This is a genomic window from Thermosediminibacter oceani DSM 16646, from assembly GCF_000144645.1.
GTDB classification, from domain to species: Bacteria; Bacillota; Thermosediminibacteria; order Thermosediminibacterales; family Thermosediminibacteraceae; genus Thermosediminibacter; species Thermosediminibacter oceani.
In genome coordinates this window covers 842,306-864,690 of the sequence record NC_014377.1, presented here as the reverse complement: position 1 = coordinate 864,690, position 22,385 = coordinate 842,306, and the positions used below count along the sequence as shown (strand labels likewise).

The window sequence follows — 22,385 nt, the reverse complement described above, 5'->3', positions numbered from 1 at the left end:
ACCAAAAACCCATTAAGGAGGGATCCCACCCAATGACATTATGAGGCTATCGCTCAAATTTGAAGTGTTAAGGTTTTATCGCTGCTTTGAAGGTATCACCTACTTTACGTCAACTATACCCCTGTACACCAGACCCCTCTGGCAGTCGACCGTGATTTCCTCGCCCGTCACCAGCCTTTCGGTGGCCCCTTCGGCACCTACGATAACCGGGATTCCGAGTTCAACACCGACGATGGCAGCATGGGATGTAAGCCCTGCTTCTTCGGCAACTATTGCTGAGGCTCTCTGTATTGCTGGCATGTAATCCTTATCCGTGGAATTCACTACCAGTATAGAACCCGCTGGCATGGCCATCGCCTCCTTCAGGGTTTTGGCCACATATGCTACTCCATGTACCGATTTTGTCCCGATACCTGTACCTTTGAGGATCACGTCACCCACCACCTGGACGCGTATGAGGTTTGTCGTGCCGCTGACGTAGAGAGGAACCCCGGCGGTGATAACCACCAGGTCGCCCTTTTTTATAATCCCGGAATTTAATGCACCGCTCACGGCTTCCCTGAACATCTCATCGGTAGATTCGGTCTCATTAATTTTTATGGGGATAACGCCCCACACCACCTGTAGTGTCCTTGTTACTTTTTCCCTGGGCGTAACGGCTATTATGGGAACGGGTGGTCTGAACTTGGCCACCATGCGGGCAGTATATCCGGATTTTGTAGAGGTGATTATGGCACTGGCTGCCAGATCCTTGGATATAGTGTACGTGGCATGGCTTATGGCATCAGTGACGGTCCTTATACTTGTCTGCCTTTTGCATGCCGTTATGTCAAGGGAAATGGTTTCTTCGACCTTCTCGGCAATTCGAGCCATCATCCTGACGGCCTCCACCGGAAAATCGCCAGAAGCGGTCTCTCCTGACAGCATTATAGCATCGGTGCCATCCAGGATTGCGTTGGCCACATCGGTGGTCTCTGCCCGGGTTGGCCTGGGGTTTCTTATCATCGACTCCAGCATCTGGGTGGCTGTGATCACCGGCTTACCGGCCCGGTTACACTTTTCGATGATCATTTTCTGTACGATGGGCACCTCTTCGACGGGTATCTCTACTCCCAGGTCTCCCCTTGCGACCATCACGCCGTCAGCGACTTTAATTATCTCATCCAGGTTCTGGACTCCCTCTTGACTTTCGATTTTGGCTATTATCTGTATATCCTGGCCGCCGTTGTTCTCGAGGATTTTTCTTATCTCTATAACGTCGGAGGCCTTCCTTATAAAGGAAGCGGCTATAAAGTCCACTCCCATTTCAATGCCGAACAGTATATCTTGCACGTCCTTTTGGGTTACCGCCGGAAGGGGGATCGATTTCCCGGGGATGTTAACCCCCTTTTTATCGCTCAGATCTCCATCGTTCATAACGGTGCACAGGATTTCTTTTTCCTTTACCTCTTTTACTTTAAGTTCGATGAGGCCGTCGGCCAATAAAATCCTGTCACCGTCCCCCACCACTCGGGGCAGGTCTTCGAAATTCACGAAAGCCCTGTTCTCATCGCCCTCGACCTGATACGTGGTAAGGGTAAATTCTTGTCCCTTTTTAAGGCGTACCTTCCCTCCGGCAAAGGTCCCCAGCCTAATCTCAGGACCCTTTGTGTCGAGCATTATCGCAACGGTAGCACCTAACTCCTTTTCGACCTGGCGAATAGTCAAGATTCTGGCCCTGTGTTCCTCATGATTGCCGTGAGAAAAGTTGAGCCTCGCTACATTCATTCCGGATTTAATCAATTCTCGCACGATCTCTTTTTTTTCGCTGGCAGGTCCGATAGTGCATATTATCTTGGTTTTTCGCATATTCAACACCTACCCTCTTCAAATAGAGAGGATGTTCGCCAGTTCATATAGTTCCATATTAAACGGTTTATTAGTTGTGAGTATTTGTTCCAGATCCGTCACCAGCAGTTCTCCTTTAACCCATCCCACCATCTTGTTGCTCACACCGCTTTTCAGAAGTTCCACAGCTTTACCGCCCATCTGGCTGGCCAGTATGCGGTCAAAGGCTGTTGGCGTACCTCCTCTCTGAAGGTGCCCAAGGACTATTATCCTGGTCTCAAAACCCGTTATATTCTTTATCTCCCGCCCTACATCGAACCCTTGACCGGCCCCTTCGGCCAGGATTATAATGCTGTGCAGTTTTCCCCTACGGAAGCCGCTCATTATTTTCTCGCAAACATCTTTTATCGTAAAAGGCATTTCGGGGACGAGAATGGTTTCAGCACCGCAGGCGACGCCCGAATACAGGGCGAGATTGCCGGATTCCCTGCCCATAACCTCGATTATAAAAGTCCTCTCATGGGAAGTAGCCGTATCCCTTATCTTGTTTACGGCTTCTACCACGGTATTGACGGCGGTATCAAAACCTATCGAATAATCGGTAAAAGGGATGTCGTTGTCGATGGTACCCGGAATGCCTATTGTGGCCACGCCTCTTTTGGATAGTTCGATTGCCCCTCTAAAGGAGCCGTCTCCGCCTATAACGACCAGTCCTTCCAGGCCTAGGGCTTCGATGTTTTTTAACGCCTTTTCCATGCCTTCGGGAGTTTTAAATTCTTCAGAACGGGCGGTCCTCAAAATGGTACCGCCGCGGTGTATTATATCGCCCACCGAGCCCAGGTCCATTTTTACAAAATCGCCGTTTATCAGTCCAGCGTAGCCTCTTCTAATGCCGTAAACCTCCATATCATTGTATATGCCACTTCTGACCACCGCCCTTATGGCGGCATTCATCCCGGGGGCATCTCCACCACTAGTGAGAATTCCAATCCTCTTCACGTTCTTCTCCCCTTCTACAGATTTTTTTCCAGAATTATTTTTTGAGCTTCTTCCGCTTCTGATTCCGGCACTAGGATTTCTATATAGCACCCTCGCTTTTTGCTCTTCATGACTTCCTTCATTTTAACAAGAACCCCTTCGCTCTGCAGGGCATTTACCACTTTTTCAGCATATTCTCTATCGGTTGCCATATAAACTACAGTCCACACTTCCGGGGCCTCCTTTTATTTTATTGTAATTTAATACTATTAAAACGCCCCCACTGTTGTTTCCATAAAGAGGCAATTTTCAGCTCCAACCATGCTGCATATTCTCCCCAGAACTTGCTCCGAAAGGTTTATATAATAGTTCTTGTCGACCAGGAGGGCTTTCGAATTATTCTCAACATAAATTGTAACAGGAATGCTCCCCGGATGCAAAAGGAAAAATTCTTTGAGCTGCTCCAAGAACTTATCGGTGTCCTCCTGCCTCTCAACCATAATGACGAGAACACCCTCCTTACTCTCCTCAAGGGGCCTGATCTCATCAGCTATTATTTTCGGGGCTTCCTCTTCTTTTAAGTTTATCCTCCCTTTAATTATGACCTTTGCATCCTGGTACAGGTTGCCGGAGTACCTCTCGTAAACATTCGAAAAAGCTATAACTTCCATAACACCCGTCAGGTCCTCCAGCGTTATGAAGGCCATGAGTTTGTTATCCTTAGTGGATTTCAGTTTGATTTCCGATATAATGCCACCCACGACCACGGCCGAGTTATCTTTAAATTCTTTTTCTTCATCGGCTAGATCCTTGCTGCAGAGGGTTGTCGTTTTTTCGAGAAGATCTTTGAATTCCCTCAGGGGGTGCCCGCTCAGGTAAAGCCCCAGAACCTCCTTTTCCATAGCCAACAGCTCGTTTTCCGGGTATTCGGGAATATCGGGCAATTCGTCCTCAACAACATCATCCACCCGGATCATCTCAAATAAGGAGAGCTGGTTTTTCCCCTGTTGCTTTTGCTTCTTCTGCACCCGGTTCAGCACATCCTCGTATACCTTCAAGAGCTGGGAACGCCTTGCACCTAGTGAATCAAAAGCACCGCTTTTTATCAAGCTTTCGACAGCTTTTTTATTGATTTCTGTCTGATCCAATTTTTCGCAAAAATCGCTGAACGAGACGAATCTACCCTTTTCATCCCTGCATTTTATTATAGCTTTAGCCATACCTTCGCCCACATTTTTTACCGCCGTCAGACCGAACCTTATTTTACCGCTGACTGCGGTGAAAACCTCAAAACTCTCGTTGATATCCGGCGGCAGCACCTCAATGCCCATGTGCCTGCATTCGGCGATATACTGGGCCACTTTGTCGGTATTGTGCCTAACGCTTGTAAGAAGGGCCGCCATAAATTCCACCGGGAAATGAGCCTTGAGGTAGGCCGTCTGGTACGCTATCATGGCATAAGCCGCAGCGTGGGACTTGTTGAAACCGTAACCGGCGAAATAAGATATTTCCTCGAAGATATTTGCGGCGGTTTCCTCATCGATGCCGTTTTCTACGCATCCTCGGATAAAAGCAGCCCGTTGAGCCTCCATGACACTTTGCTGTTTTTTGCCCATTGCCTTTCTCAGGATATCGGCCTGGGCAAGGGTGAATCCAGCCAGGTCCTGGGCTATCTTCATTACCTGCTCCTGGTAAAGTATGATACCGTAAGTTTCTTCAAGGATTGGCTTAAGCCGGGGATGCAGGTATTTAATGCTTCCCTGGTTGTTCTTGTTTTTTATAAACTCGTCGGCGGCGCCGCTTCCAAGGGGACCGGGTCTGTAAAGACCTATAACCGCGATTATGTCTTCAAAGCGCTCCGGCCTTAATTCTCTGAGGAGGTTCCTCATGCCGCTACTTTCAAGCTGGAAGACGCCGGTGGTCTCCCCTCTGCTCAGTAAATCGTATACCTTTTCGTCGTCAAGGGGAAGTTCATCCAGTACCACGGAAATCCCCCGCGTCTGCTCTATCAACCCCAGCGCATCCCTTATTACCGTTAGGGTTCTGAGGCCTAAAAAGTCCATCTTCAAAAGGCCGAGTTCTTCCAGGGCCGTCATTGTGAATTGGGTAGATACATTGGAGTCGCCTACCTTGTGCAGAGGCACCAGTTCCACCAGTGGTTCGCTGGATATCACCACCCCGGCCGCATGGGTAGAAGCATGTCTGGGGAAACCTTCCAGGCCTTTTGCCGTATCTATCAACCTCTTGATCCTCTCGTTTTCATCATACAGCTTTTTTAATTCCGGGTTGAGGACCAGCGCCTTTTCTATAGTCATACCCGGTTCCATAGGAACCATTTTAGCGACGGTGTCGACTTCACCGTAAGGGTAACCCAAAACCCTTCCTACATCTCTTATAGCTGCTCGGGCTGCCATTGTGCCGAAGGTGCCTATCTGGGCGACCCGGTCCTCCCCGTATTTTCTAACGACATAATCGATGACCTCCTGCCGCCTCTCGTAACAGAAATCCACATCTATATCCGGCATCGTTACCCTTTCCGGGTTGAGGAATCGCTCAAAAAGTAGATTGTATCTCAGCGGGTCCACATTTGTTATATGCAGGCAGTAAGCCACCAGACTTCCTGCGGCGGAACCCCGGCCCGGACCGACCATTATGCCGTTTTTCCTTGCGAAATTCACAAAATCCCATACGATCAGAAAATAGCTGGAATACCCCATCCTCTTTATCACATCCAGCTCGTAGTCAAGCCGGGCTTTAATTTCGGGAGTTATCCGGCCGTACCGCTCTACGAGCCCTTCATAGCAGAGTTTTTCCAGGTACGAGTCCTGAGTAAAGCCCTGAGGCACTTCAAAATGGGGCAGGTGGATCCTACCGAAATCAAGTTCTACGTTGCACCTCTGGGCTATCATCACGGTATTTTCAAGAGCCTCCGGTATGTGTGAGAAAAGCCTCCACATTTCTTCCTGCGACTTCAGGTAAAGTTCTGCAGAATTAAACTTCAAGCGGTCTTCATCTTTTACAGTCTTTCCGGTCTGAATACAAAGCATGGCGTCATGGACCGGCTCATCCGATTTCAATATATAGTGGACGTCGTTGGTAGCCACCAGAGGAATGCCGGTTTCTTTGCTTAATCGGCAAAGATTGGCGTTTACCCTTTTCTGCTCAGGAATCCCATGATCCTGAAGCTCCAGGAAGAAATTGCCTTTACCGAATATCTCGTTGAGTTCACAGGCCGCCTCTTTTGCCTTTTCGTATTCGCCATTCTCGAGAAAGTACGGTATCTCTCCGGCAAGGCAAGCGCTCAGAGCAATTAGGCCCTGGCTGTGCTTTTTGAGCACCTCTTTGTCTACTCTGGGCTTATAGTAAAAACCCTCCAAAAATCCCAGAGATACCAGTTTAACCAGGTTTTTATATCCGGTTTCATTTTCCGCTAACAGCACCAGGTGATACTGGTCGTCGTCTATACCGGGTTGACGATCCGCCATGGACCTTTTCGCCACGTAGACTTCGCACCCTATTATGGGTTTTACGCCTTCGGCCTTCATGGTTTTATAAAAATCTATAATTCCATACATAACGCCATGGTCTGTTATGGCCATGGCATTCATCCCGAGTTCTTTTGCCCTTTTTGCGAGTTTTGAAATTTCGCAGGCTCCGTCCAGGAGACTGTAATTTGTATGAACGTGCAGGTGGACAAAATCGGCCATAGAGGTCACCTACCTGCTCAAAACTTTCACAGACATTATCGCCTTTGCCACCAGGTTTCCCTTGTGGAAAAGATTTATTTCTACTTTGCCGGACTTCCTGCCCATCTCAATAATATCAACGTTGATTTCTATTTCCTCCTCCAACTGCACCGGCCTTGAAAAATATACTGTGAAGCTGTCCGGAATGATTTCCAGGCGCTTTTTGCTTCTGAAGGCTTCAAAAGCGGCATTAGCCATAGCGGTTAAAAGGGAGCTGTAGCTCGTTATTCCGTACGGGCTCAGCATTATGGGGCCTGTCTTTCCGTGGAGCTTTACACCGCTTTCTGTCTTCGACACGGAAAAATGGCTCATAATGAGGCTATCGACGGTCTCGGCAACCTGGGGCTGAAAACTTAAGCTTCGGAACGCCCTGATCGCATCCTGACGGCTTATAACTCCTACCAGCTTTCGGCCCTCCACGACCGGTATTAGCTCGATACCTTCCCATACCATTAGGTGAGCGGCGTGGGCTACCGGTGTATCAGGGCTTACCACAATAGGGTTCTTTGTCATGATCTCCACTATCGGCAACTCGTCCTTCAGGTCGGCGACGTCATTGGTCGTTACTATTCCGATAACTTCCCCATCGCTGTTCACCACCGGGAACCTGCTGTGCCTGGTTGCCCTCAGGAGCTTTCTCCAGTCGCCCACCGTCGACTTTACGTCAAGATAGTAAGAGTCCCGAACCATTATATCCTTCACTCTGATAACGTCTTTTCTGAGCAACCGGTTAAAAATGGCTCTGTTAATTATAGTTGCCACGGTAAAGGTATCGTAAGGCGATGTGATGAGGGGCATTTCTTTTTCATCGGCCAACCTCACCACATCGTCGTCGGCATGGAATCCACCGGTAATCAGCACGGCAGCACCCATATTCAGCGCCAGTATCTGGGCCTGCTTTCTATTTCCGACAATCAGAAGGTCACCCTGCTCCACGTATTGTTGCATATCCCGTAGTTCCATGGCTCCTATCAGGAACTTTTTAAGCGGTTTGTGAAGGCCTGCGATTCCTCCTAGCACGCTGCCTTCTACTATATTGACAACTTCCGCATACGTCAATTTCTCTATGTCTTCTCCTTCGGCCTGCTCGATTCGAATGGTACCTATCCTGGGTATTGTGGAGACAAGACCCCTCAGCTGGGCATCTTTTATGGCCCTGTAGGCCGTACCCTCGCTGACCTTCAGGTCCTGGGCCAGCTGCCTTACCGATATCCTGGCCCCGACTTTTAAATCCTTTATATATTTCAGTATCTTCTCATGCTTTGTCATGATAACCCCCCGTCGGAGGATGAAGCTGAGTCGCGGCAGCCTCGGCCCTTATTCCTCGCCGAACTTGCTTTCTATCAATTCCACCAGCGCTTCTACCGCTTCTTTTTCGTCATCTCCCTGAGCCGAAATAGTTACAGTGGTGCCCTGGCTTATAGCGAGCGACATTACGCCCATGATGCTCTTTGCATTAACCTTCTTCCCTTCTTTTTCCAGGAAGATCTCGGATTTAAACTTGTTGGCGGTCTGTACAAACATGGCCGCCGGTCTTGCGTGAAGTCCGGTTTTATTTTTTACAACGACTGTTTTCTCAAACATTAAAATCTTCCTCCTTTTTACATTTTAGCTTTTCTGCAATTGCTTCTATCTTTTTTAACCGGTGATTCACACCGGATTTGCCTAAAGGAGGCGTCATCATTTGGCCCAGTTCTTTGAGGCTCAAGTCCGGATGTTTCAGCCTTAATTCGGCCAGTTGCCTCAACCCCGGGGACAAATGTTCGAAAACTCCGCTCTCCTTCAGCAAATTTATCATTTCAATCTGGCGGATGGCTGTATTAACCGTTTTGTTCAAGTTGGCGGTCTCGCAGTTTACCAGCCGGTTTACGCTGTTTCTCATTTCTTTTAAAACCCGGATGTCTTCAAACTTTAAAAGACTCTCGTTGGCACCCATGAGACCCAAAAGATCCCTGATATCGTCGCCGTTCTTCAGGTAAACTACAAAGGTACCCTTTCTTTCTGCCACTTTAGCGTTCAATCCGAAACTGTTGATTAGCCTCGCCAGAGACTCAGCCTGTTCTTTTCCGGCGGCGACAAATTCCATATGGTAAGGTCCCTTAGGGTCACTAATTGACCCGCCACCCAAAAAAGCGCCCCGCAGGTACGCCTTTCTGCAACAACGCTTTCTGATTAAAGCCGACTTAATAGTATCCTTTATTTGAAATCTGTCCCTATTGACAAGCAGGACGCCAATTTTCTCGAGAAAGTCGCCCATCTCCGGTGAACTGGCGGTCACTACGTACAGATTGTTCTTTTTAAGTTTTTCCTTGGTTACAACTATCTCTACTTCCGCTTCTATAAATTTCTTTAAAAGGTGTATAAATCTTCTGGCGGTAGAAGCGCTTTCAGTGTGAACCTTGATTTTGATATTAACCGGATTTCTCCCGCCGGTTATGTGAATGCTGCCGCTCATCCTCAAAAGCGCAGTGAGTTCCGCCAGTTCGCAATATCTTTCGGCCGATATTCTCGAGAGCTCCTCCTTTACCTCCGAAGAAAAGGACAAACCGGCCACCCGCTTTCGGTTTATGGTGCTTGTTCATTATTTTATTATATCCATTATTACTTTGGCAAGCTTTATCGGATCGTGGCGTATCACATCGGTGTGGCTCAAGAGCTCTCCAAAAATCACATTACATCCTAATTTTCTTATTTTTTCACCATCGCACACAACGGGGCGTGCCCCATCAAAGAGATATTTTAAAAGCAGGTGTTCGGGGATTTTTTCCACATTGATAACCACATAGTCGATCAAATTGTCCCCTGCATGCTCCAGTATCGTCTTTACATGGTCGTAAGCGGTATAGCCGTCGGTTTCACCCGGCTGCGTCATCACGTTTACAATAAAAATTTTCCTGGCCCTGGAGGCCCTAACCGCATCGGCCAAATCTTTTATGAGCAGGTTGGGTATTATGCTCGTATAAAGGCTTCCCGGCCCGAGAATAACGGCATCAGCCTTTTCAATAGTCTCCACAGCCTCCGGAAGTGGGGTGGCATCCTCGGGGATGATCCTAATTCTTTTTATCTTCCGTCTGGCCCCGGGAATTTGAGACTCTCCCTTTACTATGGTGCCGTCCTCGTATTCGGCCACCAGGACTATATCGCAGAGGGTTGATGGTAGGACTTGTCCGCTCACTGCCAGGACTTTACTGGATTCTTTTATCGCCAGTTCAAAGTTCCCCAGTATATCGGTCATGGCCGCCAGAAACAGATTGCCGAAGCTATGGCCTTTCAGCGAACCCGCCGTGAACCTGTACTGAAAAAGTTTTTCCATCAGAGGTTCGGTATTGGCCAGAGCCAGAAGGCAGTTCCTTATATCTCCCGGCGGTAAAATTTTGAGCTCGTCTCTTAGAATACCTGAACTTCCGCCGTCGTCAGCTACGGTAACAATGGCGGTGATATCCCTGGTATAGTGCTTTAATCCCCGCAGCAGATTAGGAAGCCCCGTGCCCCCTCCAATGGCTACAATTTTAGGGTTCACTTTTCTCACCCCGGCTATCGTTTTCGTCCCTGTGATCTATTATTACTTTATGCCCCTGTTTCTTCAAAAGTTCTGCGAGTTCATTGGCCACTGCCACCGACCTGTGCCTTCCGCCGGTACAGCCTATGGCTATTACAAGCTGGGATTTACCCTCGCGGATATAATATGGTATAAGAAACTGTATGAGGTCTAAAAGTTTATCCAGAAATTCCTGGCTTTCCGGCCACTTCATGACAAAATCTTTCACCTGCGGATCGTTGCCTGATAGAGGCCTCAGTTCATCTACATAAAACGGATTGGGCAGAAATCTTACGTCAAAAACCAGGTCTGCATCCAGGGGAATGCCGAGTTTGAACCCGAAGGAAACGATGTTAATTAATAGGCCCGGTTCCTTTTCGGTTTCTATGAATCTTCTGACTATTTCTTCCTTCAGCTGGGCGGGAGTTTTATGGGAAGTATCTATGATCACATCCGAATTGGCCTTGAGGGGGTCTAGCTTCTTCCTCTCCAGGTTTATTCCTTCTATTATCCTCCTGTCCAGTGCCAGCGGATGGCGCCGCCGGCTCTCCTTATACCGTTTTATTAGAACTTCGTCGGAGGCGTCGAGAAACAGGATCTCATAAGTGTATCCCATACTCTTAAGGGTCTTAAGGCTTTCAAAAAGGTGGTCGAAAAAGCCTCCACCTCTTATATCTATAACAAGCGCTATCTTATTTATTCTCCTTATGCTCTGGCTGCATAATTCCGCAAATTTCGGGATGAGCGCCGGCGGCAGGTTGTCGACGCAAAAGTACCCGTGGTCTTCGAATACCCTGAGCGCAAGGGTCCTCCCGGCACCCGATAGACCCGTAATTATTATAAACTTGATATCTTCCTCCACAAGCTCACCTCCTGATTCCTGCCGGCGTTTAGAATATCCAGCTCACTAAGTCCTGCTTCAAGGGCTATTTCAATGCCCCTTTTTAGCTCTCCCACCTTTTTGGGGCTGTGGGCATCGCTTCCTATGGCGAATTTTACACCGTAACTTTTTGCTATTTTCACGTATTCCTCGGTCATATACCCGTGGCCGGCGTTTATTTCCATAGCCGTACGGCAGCTGGCCGCGGCTTCGGCCAAAGCTCCAGTGTCTATCGGAAGGTGTAGTCCCGGATGGGTTATTATGTCTACCCTATAATTTTTTATGGCGTTGATCAGAGCCCGGGTATTCTGTTCCAGAACTTTTGGTTTAATTTGATCCAGGTACCTTGCGACAAAATTTTCAAAAAGTATACGGTAGCCGTCTTTAAAGGTCTTGGTCCATACCAGCGGATGTAACCCCACCATCACATAATCCAGCTCATCCAGCACCCTTTCCGGCATATCGAGCCTTCCATCAAGGCTTATCACATTCGCCTCGCAACCGAGCAATATGGTAATATTTTTGTATTCCTCCTTTAAACTTTCAATTTCTTCTCTCATTTTTTTAAAATCATCAAGATCGGGGCCTACCCCTATAGTTGCCGGACCGTGGTCGGATATGCCGATAACCCTCAGGCCTTTTTTAACCGCTGCTTCCACATTGTCCCTTATGGTGCCGCTTCCGTGACTGTAACGGGTATGGGTGTGAAAATCGGCCCATATTTTCAATCGACTAACCTCCTCTGTAATAGTATAATATAATTTGTAATGGTGTCAAAATCTATTTTTTCACTACATAAGTAAAGTTTTTGCAGTGAAATAATTTTTAATTAATAAAAATGTAAAGCCGCATTAACAACACAGGAGGAATATAGATGAAGACGCTTCTTTTTGACCTGGACGGCACTCTGCTTCCGCTCGATACCGACGAATTCATTGAAAACTACATGAAAATGCTCTCCCATGAGATTAATGACCTCATTCCGGCCGAAATTTTCGTAAAAAAACTCTTGGATTCAACTTACGCTATGATCAACAACCTGGACCCTTCAAAGACCAATATGGAAGTTTTCTGGGAACATTTTTTTGAAGGCCTCGATTGCGACAAAACTGCGGTGATGTCCAGGATAGATGAATTTTATATTCGAAAATTCCCGGACCTCCGTAGAGTGGTTAAAGAGAACCCCTTACCCTACCGTATTTTAAAAGAGGCTGAAAGCCTGGGCTACGAACTGGTCATAGCCACCAACCCAATCTTTCCCGAAATAGCAATACGCGAAAGACTTCGCTGGATAAACGCCGAAAATTTCCCCTACAGGCTCATAACGACGTATGAGAACATGCATTTTGCCAAACCCTACATGGAATACTATGAAGAAATTCTGAGCATCATCGGTGCCGAGCCTGAGGAGTGCGTAATGGTGGGCAACGATGTGGATGAGGACCTTATCGCGGGAAAGCTGGGCATAAAAACGTTCCTGGTTACCGATCACATGATAAACAGGAACAACCGGAAGCCAGACCCCGATTATTCGGGGACTCTGGAAGATTTATTAAGTTTCGTAAAATCTCTGGGGGGTGTTTTGCGGTGAACGCATATGACGCCGCTCATGAACTGGCCCGGGCGCTGTCCTGTTCTCCCGAATACCTGGAATTTAAGGCCGCCAGAGAAGAGTTGAAAAAAGATCCCGAAGCGGAAAGGATGCTGAAGGATTTAAGGGCAAAACAGCTGGAGGTGGAAGCCCTGAGGCTTTCCGGTAAGTCCTCCGAAGAAGCAGAAAAACAGCTTGAAAACCTTTTTAATGTCGTTTCCTATCACTCGGGTATAAAAAAGTATCTTGAAGCGGAAAGCCGCTTCCTGGTCCTCATGGCCGATATCCAGAGGATAATCGCCAGAGCGGTGGACCTGGACGACTGGAGGTAACGGAGAATTGACCAAAGTTATTTTAACCAACAACCGCAGCAAGCGAATAGAAAAAGGACATCCATGGGTTTTCAGAACTGAAATCGAAGAAATTCAGGGTAATTTCAGCCCCGGGGACATCGTCGAGGTATACGACCACCGGGGAAGATTTGTGGGTAAAGGCTATATAAACCCGAGATCACAGATCACCGTAAGGTTTTTAACGAGGAATAAAAACGAGACAATCGACAGGGATTTTTTTAAAAAGAGAATACTAGATGCCCTGTCGTACAGAGAAAAACTGGGGTTTACCGGGAGCTTCAGGCTTGTTTACGGCGAAGCCGATTTTCTACCGGCACTTATCGTAGACAAATTTGAGGACGTATTTGTAATTCAAACCCTAGCACTAGGTATGGACAGGTTTAAAAGCGTTATAGTGGACATTCTCAAGGAAATTTTTGAACCACGCGGCATCTACGAGAGGAACGACGCCCCAGTGCGGGAGCTGGAAGGCCTTCCCCAGGTCAAGGGTTGCCTTTACGGAGAGGTGCCCGAAAGGATAATCATAGAGGAGAATGGCCTTAAACTGTATGTCGACGTCATCAATGGCCAGAAAACCGGATACTTTTTTGATCAGAAGGAAAACCGGCAGGCCATCGCACCTCTGGTGAAGGGAGCCGAGGTGCTGGAATGCTTTTGTTACACCGGCTCTTTCGCTCTTTCCGCCGCCCGTTACGGAGCCAAAAAAGTACTTGCTTTTGACTCGTCTAAGGACGCCGTGGAGCTTGCTAGAGAAAACGCTGTCTTAAACGGACTCAACGATATTTGTGAGTTTCAGGAGGGAAACGCCTTCGACGTCCTGAGGCAGTTTTACGATAGCAGAAAAAAGTTTGACGTAGTTATACTGGATCCGCCTGCCTTTGCCAAAAATAAAAAGGCGCTGGAAAGCGCCATCAGGGGCTACAAGGAGATAAACCTGAGAAGCCTTAAAATCCTGAAGCCCGGCGGTTTCTTGATAACATCGTCGTGTTCCCATCACGTGGATGATGCCCTGTTCTGGGAAATAATAGAATCTGCTGCCTGGGACGCCCGGGTTAACTTGCGGATCATAGAAAGCCGCACCCAGGCAAAAGACCACCCGATTTTGGCGGCTTCGGAGGAAACCCGTTACCTGAAATTCCTGATGCTCCAGGTGATGTGAATAAACCCCCTTCCTCTTTTCGAGGCAAGGGGGTTATCTACTTACAGCTTTAAAATCCACCGGGCAGTGCTGAAGTATACGAAAAGGCCTATTATGTCGAGGAGTGTCGTCACAAAAGGACCAGAAGTTACTGCAGGATCGCGCCCAAGTTTATTCCACATCAGCGGCATGAAGGTGCCCAGAAAGGCAGCGATGGTCAGGTTAAGCACCATGGATATGCCCACTACCAGTCCCAGGGCCGGCATGCCCTGCCATATATACGCTATGCTCCCCACTATCGCACCGTTTATTATACCCAACACAACCCCAACTCGGATCTCCCGGAGCAAGTTCTTCCATATATCCCAGGGTTCGATTTCGCCTGTTGCAAGCCCTCTGACGACTATCGCCGCCGACTGGGTGCCAACATCGCCTCCCATATCCATCAACAGCGGTATAAAAAAGGACAGGGCAACCAGAGCCTGAAGGGCTTCGGAGAAGTTTTTTATAACATTTCCTGAGACTATCTCACCGAAAAGGGCCACCAGTATCCAGGGCAGCCTCCTGCGCGCGCGGTACCACGGCGAACTTTTCTCCGGATCTATTTCTTCTTCGGTACCCGCCATTTTAAGGATATCCTCCGTGGCCTCTTCCTCCACTACATCCATGACATCATCGACGGTAATTATACCTAACAGGACCCCTTCCTCATCTACCACCGGCAAAGCTAGAAAACCGTATTTCTCCATGAGTCTCGTTACTTCCTCCTGGTCCTGGCTGGCCAGTACCTTTTTTACATCGGTGTACATTATCCTATCTAGAGTTGTGTCCGGGGCGGAAAGCACCAGGTCCCTGAGGGAAAGAACTCCTATCAATTTTCCTTCATGGTCCACCACGTAGACGTAATATATCATCTCCGCATCGGGTGCCAGTTCCGCCAGCTTGTTTAAAGCCTCCTGGGCATTCATGTCCTTAGGAAAAGCTATGAAGTCCGTGGTCATTCTGCCGCCGGCGCTGGTTTCTGGATATGAAAGCAGTGCCCTTATGTCCTTCTGGTCCTGCTGTTTTAAAAGGTGCAGGAAATTCTGGCGGGCACCTTCGGGCAGCATCCCCAAATAGTCGGCCACTTCGTCGGAGGACATCTCCCGGATTAAAAGAGCCGCATATTTAGGTTTTATGTTAGTCAGTATGAAGGTTATTTTTTCCTGGTCCAGTTCTTCAAGTACATCCCTGGCGGTACTGAATTCAAGGTGCTTAAAGACATTAAGGTATTCCTGAGGCTCCAGTTCACCAAAAAGCTCGGCTATGTCGACGGGGTGGCTGTCTTTTAGCATCTTAGAAAGCCCTGTATAATCGCCCTTTTGTATTAGTTCCCTGATTTCATCTACATGAAAGTGCAATGCCACGACGCCCCACCTCCTATACTACTGCCTTCAAGCCCAGGAATTTCATGGCAAGGGTAAAGTAAATCAAAAGTACTATTATATCTATTAACGTCGTTATAAAGGGGCCTGAGGCTACGGCGGGATCCACTTTCACCGAGTTGAACAATATTGGAATTAAGACCCCTACAAAGGCTGATATCATAAGGGCTATTCCCATAGAAGCCCCCAATACAAAGCTCAGGTAAAAATTCTTCTGCCAGACGGCTGCGATAAGTGCCAGAATCGCGCCGCAGGAAAGGCCTACCAACACTCCCGCCATAGCCTCTCCGCCCAGAAATTTTATAACGTTCTTCCTGTTTATTTCACCGGTGGCAAGACCTCTGACGGATAGAGCGAGAGACTGAGTGCCCACGTTACCGCCGGTAGCCATGAGCACGGGTATGAAGAAGGCCACCGCCACCACGCTTTCAAGGACTCTAGAGTAGCCGTCTATGACCATGCCGGCGAGCAAGTTTCCCAAAAGGCTCACCACCAGCCATGGAAGCCTCTTTTTTACGGCCCCCCATATGGTTGTGGTGAGAAGTATATCTTCCTCCGGCGATATACCGGCCATCTTGTGGATATCCTCAGTGGTCTCCTCTTCAAGAATGTCCAGAGCGTCATCGACCGTTACTATGCCCAGGAGGCGGTTTTCTCTGTCCACTACCGGCAGCGCCAGAAGCGAGTATTTGGACATCAGTTTAGCCACTTCTTCCTGGTCTTCATCCACCTGTACGGAAACCACTTTCTTATGCATTATCTCGTCGATTTTTTTATGCCTCGGAGCTGCTATGAGCTCCCGCAGGGAAAGCACGCCGATGAGGTGTTTTTCCTGGTCGACGACATACAGGTAATATATGGTTTCGGCTTCGCGGCCGAACTTCCTTACCACATCTATGGCTTCCGCCACCGTTATGTCGTGAAAGAGGTAGACGTAATCGGTGGTCATGATGCCGCCGGCGGAATCTTCGGCGAGTTTTATGAGAGATTTCAGCTCTTCGTAGTATTCCGCGGGAAGTTTAGCGAGGAGTTTCTCAACTTTTTCGTCCGGCATTTCCTGAAGGAGGTCGATGATTTCGTCGACGGACATATTTCCCAGTATTTTTATAACCTGGGCTTCGGGTAGGGCTTCAATATACGGTATCCTGTCTTCCGGTTCCAGCTCTTCAAGAACTTCCGTGGCTTTATCCGAATCGAGCAGCTTAAAAAAGACCTCTTTATTCTCATCTTTTGTCTCTTCAAGGATTTCCGCTACATCCGCGGGGTGCAATCTTGAGAGTATGTCCTTTATTTCGTCGGTCTTCCTGGCGAGAATAAGCTGCTTTAGCAGCACAATTTCCCTTTCATTTTTCATCCCCTTCCCTCCTTAAGAGGCCGGGGGGTATATCCTACCGCCGGGAACGGTAAGATGGTCCACCCGGCAAATTTTAAATTTTAATTTTAAACACTCATTACTAGGATCGGCGTCCATCTTACCGCCCCCCCCTTTCAAAAAAAAATCCCTTCCTGATGCGAAAGGGTATAATAAAGAAGGATCATTCGCACGCTTTGGTCGTATTGACTCTGTATTTCAATTATATTTTACTAAATATATATGTCAAGAGCAAATACAAAAGAGAGGTTGCGGCACAACCTCTCTTTATTACTGCAGCTGCTGCTGACGCTGCTGGAGCTGTTGCTGTAACTGCTGAATTTGCTGCTGGAGCTGTCCCGCCTGCTGACCGGGCTGCTGCGCCAAAGCCTGCATGTGTTGGGCCTGATTGCCCAAAGCTCCCACGAATTGCTGGTTCAACTGCTGGAGCTGTCTGTTGAACTGGTCGAGCAGCTGGTTCATCTGGTAGAAGACCTGGTTCGCCTGAATGCTCTGCTGAGCCTGGGTAAGGGCATTAATCGCCTGCTGGATGGCCTGACTTGCCTGGTTATCGGTCTGCTGTTGCTGGCTCTGAGCCTGATTCTTCAACTGGCTGAGGAGCTGCTGGAACTGCTGGGCTACCTGCTGCGCGTTCACTTGCTGCTGTTGATGCTGACCATAGGACTGGTTTTGCGCATGGTTCCTATCCAATCTATGCGCCACTTCTTCGGAGACTTCCGCCTCTATTTTCTTCTCCTGGAGATACTCATTCAGGTCCTTTTTATGATTCATATTTAATCCCCCTTTCAATTTATTTTCTTTTTTAATATTCCCGGGGGATTATGATTTAATTAATTAAAAATATGGTTATTGCAGCAAGTTATCGATGGAACTGCTAATATGGCTAAATATTCTGTTTTGGGCAATATTTGCCTGGGCGGTATTGAGGGTGTCCAAAGCCTGCTGAATGGTCTGCTGAACTGATAATAACGGATTCAGATCCGGCTGGGACACTACTGCATGCTGGTTATTCATGTTATTCATGCCGTTTTTCAGCCGGTTTTCTAAGTCTTTGAAAACGAGCGTCAGCTGCTGGGAAGAAGATGTAAAAGTTTCCGTTTCGCTTGTCAAGGTGCTGATTAGCTGTTCGACGGCGTTTTCAAGATTATTTAATTTCTCCAATATTGCTATCCTTCGCTGGGATACTTGCTCCTGCTGTAATTTTGTGTTCGAGCCGGCCAGCCATTTGGCAAGCAGGCCCTGGTTCTGGGAAAGTTCCAGCTCTAATTCTTTTAAACTGTTTTCCACATCGCTTTTAATCTGCCGTAGATTGTCCTGGATGTCTTTTAATGTATTGGTATAATTTGTAAAATTATCCTTCATTTGGTTAATAAAGGTTTCGAGCTGTCTGTTGTTTTCCGAAAACGCCTCAGGTATTTCCTGGATGACGTCCAAAAAATTCACCTCCCACGGTTTGTCATCAATAAATATTCTTGCCAGCTACAGCGCCTTTTCTTCATCCATATTTTGCCTTAAGCTTTCTTTTGTCGATATTACATTTTAGCGCAATACTCGTCGTTTACCCTGTCCTGCAGGTATACCCCGGAGTAATCTCCTGAGTCTGCGGTTCTATAAGCCCTGTAGCCTTCATCGATGCACCGTGGGCAGGCATCCCGGGGTATGGTAACCGCCAGGATCGAATAACCCAGATCGCACTCGGATTTTATAGTAATGAGCCCCGAACACGCCGAACATACTCTTATAGTCTCGATCTGTTTTTCCAAAACCCCTATTGTATCGTAATATATCCTCTTTTTGCGCACCACGGAGTCCTTTCCCTCGAACATCTTTTTTGCAGCGTCCTCTTTTTTCATCCACCGCCGATAGATTTCTTCACAGAGCCTCTTTAAGTATTCTGAAATCCAGGTTGGCTGTTTGATTTTTTCCGGATCATAGTCGGGCTCTTTTACATGAGAATAATCAAGACCGGCCAAAGCCAGGATTATCCCCAGATTGACATAGGGGAGAGCACCTTCGATTGAATAGCCTCCTTCAAGCACCGCAATATCGGGATTCAACCGTTGGGTCAGCCTGGCGTACCCTTGCGCGGTAAAGTTCATGTTGGTTATTGGATCCGTATAATGGTTGTCCTGCCCGGCCGAATTTACGATGAGATCGGGGTTGTAATCCTTTATTATTGGGAGCACCAGGTTTTCAACCACGTAAAGGAAGCCTTCCTCTCCGGTCTGGGGAGGAAGGGGGATGTTTATCGTATAGCCGAAAGCACCGGGACCTCCGAACTCTTCCGGAAAGCCCGTGCCCGGATAAAGAGTCCGGCCATCCTGGTGCAATGAGATAAAAAGGGTATCCCTGTCGTTCCAAAAGATATCCTGGGTTCCGTCGCCGTGGTGGCAGTCGGTATCCACGATGGCCACCCTACGCTTGCCGTACCTCTGCCTTACGTATTCGAGCATGACCGCCTCGATATTGATTATGCAAAACCCCCTGTCGCCGTAAACCACCCTGTGGGCGTGATGCCCGGGAGGTCTGACAACGGCGAAGGCTTTGTCAACTTCACCCTCCATTACCGCGCGGGCGGCTGTAATAGCCCCACCAGCCGACACCATGTGGGATTCGGTAACGAGGGACGATACGTCGGGAACGCAAAAATGCACCCTTTCTATATCCTCTTTTTCAGCCACAGACGGGTTATAAAATTTGATCCCCTCAATATCGGCTATTCCTTCCTCCTGTACCTGGTCCAGCGTATAAAGTAGCCTTTCCTCTCTTTCAGGATGTGTAGGGCTTATAGCCCAGTCGAACGCCGGAAAGAATACGAGCCCCAATTTATTTACGGCCTTCATCATCCATCTCTCTCCCTTCTCCGCCGCAACCGGTTATTCCGGGTTTTACCTGGGCTTTTACCCGTATGTTTTTTCCCACGGTGTAAAAACCTCTAACCATGTTAAAACAACTTTCTTCTATTATTTCAGCCTCTATATCCTCCGGTGATGCTCCCAGAATCGCCGCCCTTTCCTCTACAAGCTTCACGGCCATTGACCTTGCCTGTTTTAACGTAAAACCGCTGTCTATTTTTTGGCGGATTCCCAGCTCCGGAACCGTAATATACCCTCGTGCTGTATCGGCAATGAGGGTTATCTCCGCCGTAGTCCTGCTTAAGGCCGCCCCGATGGCATTGGCCACCTGGTAATTATCGGGAACCGCACATGGAATATTGAGCTTTCGCTCGATTACGGGAGCCAGCACCTTGGCGGGGCCTCCTATGATCCTGACTTCCCGGGGTTGTATTCTCTTCCCGTAAAGGAGCTCCCGGACGGTATAAACCGGCCTGCTGTTTAGTTCCAACAGAATCCCGTCCACGGCATTTTTGATCATATCCCCCATTTTCTCAAGTATTATTTCCGCGACGGACTCCGGGTCCATCCCTAGAACGAGGCCCAGTTCTTTCATAGCAAGGTAAGCTTTTTCCCTGCTGCCAAAATGAAGCATCCCTTTTACGATCATTGCATCGCTGGGTGTTGGCATAGGACCGCCCAAAGCTGCAGGCGGTCCTTCCCGGCGTGGACCTATGACTACCCGGCCGTCTTCAACCTTTACGGCACTGTCACCGCCTAAAGCTATGGAATTAGAAAAAATAGCCCTCACCAGCGTGGGATATTCCCCAATCTTTATACCCTGCGGTTCCAGGAGCGGTACGCCCCCGGCGAGGAAGGAGATGTCGGTGGTGGTACCTCCCACGTCCAAGAGCACGGCATCTCCCGAAGCGGGGGAAAGAATACACCCCATCACGCTAGCAGCGGGGCCGGAAAGAATTGTATGTACCGGCAAAGAAGTCGCCTGTTCAAGACTCATCGTACCCCCATCGGCTTTCAGCACATTGATAGGGGCTTTTATGCCCATGTCTTCAAAAGCCCGCTTGATGGCGGAGGTAAATGTATTAAAGCGTTCGTATACAGCCGAGTTTAGATAAGTCGTAAAAACCCTCCTCGGAAAATTTAACTTCCCGGAAAGAGCATGTCCCATTGTTACCGGATAAAAATCGCTACCCAGCAGCTCCTTAACCCTTACTTCATGGGACGGGTTTCTTACGGAAAACTTGGTCACAATGCCGACGGCTGAAAGGCCTCGTTTTTTGAAATTCCTCGAGGCTTCGTGAACCAGACCTTCCCTGAACGGAGCTACTTCGCGCCCCCGGTGATCTATGTAACCATCGAGAAAGACGTTTTCTTCGCCACACGCTAGAGATGAAGGTTCAAGACCCGGTCCGCTCTCTATGATCATTCCTACCGGTGATGTCCTGCCTTCCAGTACGGCGTTCGTGGAAATGGTAGTGCTCAGGTTAACCCTTTCAATCCGTGAAAGATCCTTTTTATCGATCAACTTTTCGATTGCCGTACAGATGGCTTCCAGGGTATCTGCCGGATTATAAGGGATCTTAACGTTTTCAAGGATATGCCCGCCGCGTAATAGCACGGCATCTATATGGGTACCGCCGACATCGAGTCCAATTATCACCTTATAACCCTCCTATTCCTCACCAACTACCTTTATTTCGGGCTCGAGCAAAATTCCGAATTCCTCTTTGACTTTTCGCTGTATAATCCCGATAAGCTTGAGCACATCTTCGGCAGTGGCATTTCCGGTGTTTACTATAAAGCCAGCGTGGAGGTCGGAAATCATTGCGCCGCCCACCTTGAATCCCTTCAGCCCTGCCTTCTCTATCAAAGCACCGGCGTAATTTCCGGTGGGGCGCTTAAAGGCACTGCCAGCGCTAGGCATATTGAGAGGTTGTTTCATCCTGCGCTTGGCTGAAAGCTCCTCCATTTTTAGCTTAATATCCTCGTAATTCCCGGGCTTCAGCTCGAGTTCGGCCTCCAGAACAATTTTCCCTCCCTTCTGCAGATTGCACCAGCGGTATCCGAACTCCAGCTCTTCTTTTTTCATAGAAAAAATCTCTCCGTTAAAGTCCATCACCACTACTTCTTTTATCACATCTGCCATTTCTCCCCCGTAGGCTCCTGCGTTCATTATTATTGCACCGCCTACCGTTCCGGGAATACCGGCAGCGAATTCCAAACCGCTGAGATGGTTTTCCAAAGCTATTCTTGCCACAACCGACAGAAATACCCCGGCTTTGGATCTTATGGTATTCCCCTTTACTTCGACATCATTAAAGTTCTGGGCAATTTTAATCACTACGCCCCGTATTCCTTTATCCCTGACCAGCAGGTTTGTACCGTTCCCCATTATAAAAACGGGAATATCCTTTTGTCTGCACAGCATTAATGCCTTTTTGATTTCTTCACTGCTTTGGGGCAATACCATAATATCCGCCGGCCCACCTATACGGAAGGACGTATGGTGCTTCATGAGCTCGTTCATTTTCACTCTATTTGAAGGTATAACCTTGCATATATCTTTGTAAAAAGCCTGTATGTCCATACTATCTTTCCTTTCTGTCAGATGCTTATTTTATTTCTGCATTTTAGACTCTATTTCCTGCCGGATGTAAAAGATCCTACATATATTATACATTAA

General features: G+C 48.1%; 20 protein-coding genes. 3 read left to right on the top strand and 17 right to left on the bottom strand.

What is annotated here, in order from left to right; translation table 11 throughout:
• Nucleotides 1-99 precede the first annotated feature (99 nt).
• From pyk to TOCE_RS04295, 10 genes are read right to left on the bottom strand one after another with little or no spacing between them, the layout of a single operon-like run.
• Entirely contained in the window at nucleotides 100-1,848 is a 1,749-nt protein-coding gene (pyk, locus tag TOCE_RS04340) for a pyruvate kinase (protein WP_041424078.1), read from the bottom strand.
• Between the two features lie 18 nt (nucleotides 1,849-1,866).
• Complete coding sequence (pfkA, locus tag TOCE_RS04335) at nucleotides 1,867-2,826, bottom strand: 6-phosphofructokinase (RefSeq protein WP_013275675.1); 960 nt, start codon at nucleotides 2,824-2,826, stop codon at nucleotides 1,867-1,869.
• A gap of 14 nt (nucleotides 2,827-2,840) precedes the next feature.
• Nucleotides 2,841-3,035, bottom strand: coding sequence for a putative signal transducing protein (locus TOCE_RS04330; protein WP_013275674.1), 195 nt, complete (start codon nucleotides 3,033-3,035; stop codon nucleotides 2,841-2,843).
• 39 nt (nucleotides 3,036-3,074) lie between these two features.
• On the bottom strand, nucleotides 3,075-6,512 hold the full coding sequence (locus TOCE_RS04325; RefSeq protein WP_013275673.1) for a DNA polymerase III subunit alpha: 3,438 nt from the start codon (nucleotides 6,510-6,512) through the stop codon (nucleotides 3,075-3,077).
• Nucleotides 6,513-6,521: 9 nt separating this feature from the next.
• A complete protein-coding gene (locus TOCE_RS04320) occupies nucleotides 6,522-7,823 on the bottom strand; it encodes a DRTGG domain-containing protein (protein ID WP_041423858.1) in 1,302 nt (433 codons plus the stop codon).
• Between the two features lie 45 nt (nucleotides 7,824-7,868).
• Nucleotides 7,869-8,135: an HPr family phosphocarrier protein gene (locus TOCE_RS04315; protein ID WP_013275671.1), complete on the bottom strand. Its 267-nt coding sequence runs from the start codon at nucleotides 8,133-8,135 to the stop codon at nucleotides 7,869-7,871.
• Nucleotides 8,128-9,096, bottom strand: coding sequence for a DNA-binding protein WhiA (gene whiA, locus TOCE_RS04310; protein WP_013275670.1), 969 nt, complete (start codon nucleotides 9,094-9,096; stop codon nucleotides 8,128-8,130). The genes TOCE_RS04315 and whiA overlap by 8 nt, the downstream gene beginning before the upstream one ends.
• Before the next feature lie 36 nt (nucleotides 9,097-9,132).
• Entirely contained in the window at nucleotides 9,133-10,071 is a 939-nt protein-coding gene (locus TOCE_RS04305; RefSeq protein WP_013275669.1) for a gluconeogenesis factor YvcK family protein, read from the bottom strand.
• Complete coding sequence (rapZ, locus tag TOCE_RS04300; protein WP_041424076.1) at nucleotides 10,061-10,939, bottom strand: RNase adapter RapZ; 879 nt, start codon at nucleotides 10,937-10,939, stop codon at nucleotides 10,061-10,063. The genes TOCE_RS04305 and rapZ overlap by 11 nt, the downstream gene beginning before the upstream one ends.
• On the bottom strand, nucleotides 10,927-11,697 hold the full coding sequence (locus TOCE_RS04295) for a PHP domain-containing protein (RefSeq protein ID WP_013275667.1): 771 nt from the start codon (nucleotides 11,695-11,697) through the stop codon (nucleotides 10,927-10,929). The genes rapZ and TOCE_RS04295 overlap by 13 nt, the downstream gene beginning before the upstream one ends.
• A 146-nt stretch (nucleotides 11,698-11,843) precedes the next feature.
• Between TOCE_RS04295 and TOCE_RS04290 the strand changes: the two genes are divergently transcribed.
• Genes TOCE_RS04290 through TOCE_RS04280 form a run of 3 tightly spaced genes read left to right on the top strand, consistent with a single transcriptional unit; the run spans nucleotide 11,844 to nucleotide 14,072 of the window.
• Nucleotides 11,844-12,560 carry an HAD family hydrolase gene (locus tag TOCE_RS04290; RefSeq protein ID WP_013275666.1) on the top strand — a complete coding sequence of 239 codons (717 nt, stop codon included), beginning with the start codon at nucleotides 11,844-11,846 and terminating at the stop codon, nucleotides 12,558-12,560.
• Nucleotides 12,557-12,892, top strand: coding sequence for a YlbF/YmcA family competence regulator (locus tag TOCE_RS04285; RefSeq protein ID WP_013275665.1), 336 nt, complete (start codon nucleotides 12,557-12,559; stop codon nucleotides 12,890-12,892). Before TOCE_RS04290 ends, TOCE_RS04285 begins: the two co-directional genes overlap by 4 nt.
• Before the next feature lie 7 nt (nucleotides 12,893-12,899).
• A complete protein-coding gene (locus TOCE_RS04280) occupies nucleotides 12,900-14,072 on the top strand; it encodes a class I SAM-dependent rRNA methyltransferase (RefSeq protein ID WP_013275664.1) in 1,173 nt (390 codons plus the stop codon).
• A 41-nt stretch (nucleotides 14,073-14,113) separates the two neighbouring features.
• Here the strand turns inward: TOCE_RS04280 and mgtE (TOCE_RS04275) are convergent, their stop codons facing one another.
• The 7 genes from mgtE (TOCE_RS04275) to murB form a co-directional block, all read right to left on the bottom strand.
• On the bottom strand, nucleotides 14,114-15,457 hold the full coding sequence (mgtE, locus tag TOCE_RS04275; protein ID WP_013275663.1) for a magnesium transporter: 1,344 nt from the start codon (nucleotides 15,455-15,457) through the stop codon (nucleotides 14,114-14,116).
• 13 nt (nucleotides 15,458-15,470) lie between these two features.
• Entirely contained in the window at nucleotides 15,471-16,829 is a 1,359-nt protein-coding gene (gene mgtE, locus TOCE_RS04270) for a magnesium transporter (RefSeq protein ID WP_013275662.1), read from the bottom strand.
• 288 nt (nucleotides 16,830-17,117) lie between these two features.
• Entirely contained in the window at nucleotides 17,118-17,618 is a 501-nt protein-coding gene (locus TOCE_RS04265) for a hypothetical protein (protein WP_013275660.1), read from the bottom strand.
• A 75-nt stretch (nucleotides 17,619-17,693) separates the two neighbouring features.
• The gene (locus TOCE_RS04260; RefSeq protein WP_013275659.1) at nucleotides 17,694-18,281 is read right to left on the bottom strand and encodes a hypothetical protein; all 588 of its coding nucleotides are present in this window, start codon (nucleotides 18,279-18,281) and stop codon (nucleotides 17,694-17,696) included.
• 98 nt (nucleotides 18,282-18,379) lie between these two features.
• Nucleotides 18,380-19,693, bottom strand: a complete 1,314-nt coding sequence (locus tag TOCE_RS04255; protein WP_013275658.1) for a histone deacetylase family protein — start codon at nucleotides 19,691-19,693, stop codon at nucleotides 18,380-18,382.
• Nucleotides 19,674-21,362 carry a hydantoinase/oxoprolinase family protein gene (locus TOCE_RS04250; RefSeq protein ID WP_013275657.1) on the bottom strand — a complete coding sequence of 563 codons (1,689 nt, stop codon included), beginning with the start codon at nucleotides 21,360-21,362 and terminating at the stop codon, nucleotides 19,674-19,676. Before TOCE_RS04250 ends, TOCE_RS04255 begins: the two co-directional genes overlap by 20 nt.
• A 12-nt stretch (nucleotides 21,363-21,374) precedes the next feature.
• The gene (murB, locus tag TOCE_RS04245) at nucleotides 21,375-22,289 is read right to left on the bottom strand and encodes a UDP-N-acetylmuramate dehydrogenase (RefSeq protein WP_013275656.1); all 915 of its coding nucleotides are present in this window, start codon (nucleotides 22,287-22,289) and stop codon (nucleotides 21,375-21,377) included.
• Nucleotides 22,290-22,385: the final 96 nt, after the last annotated feature.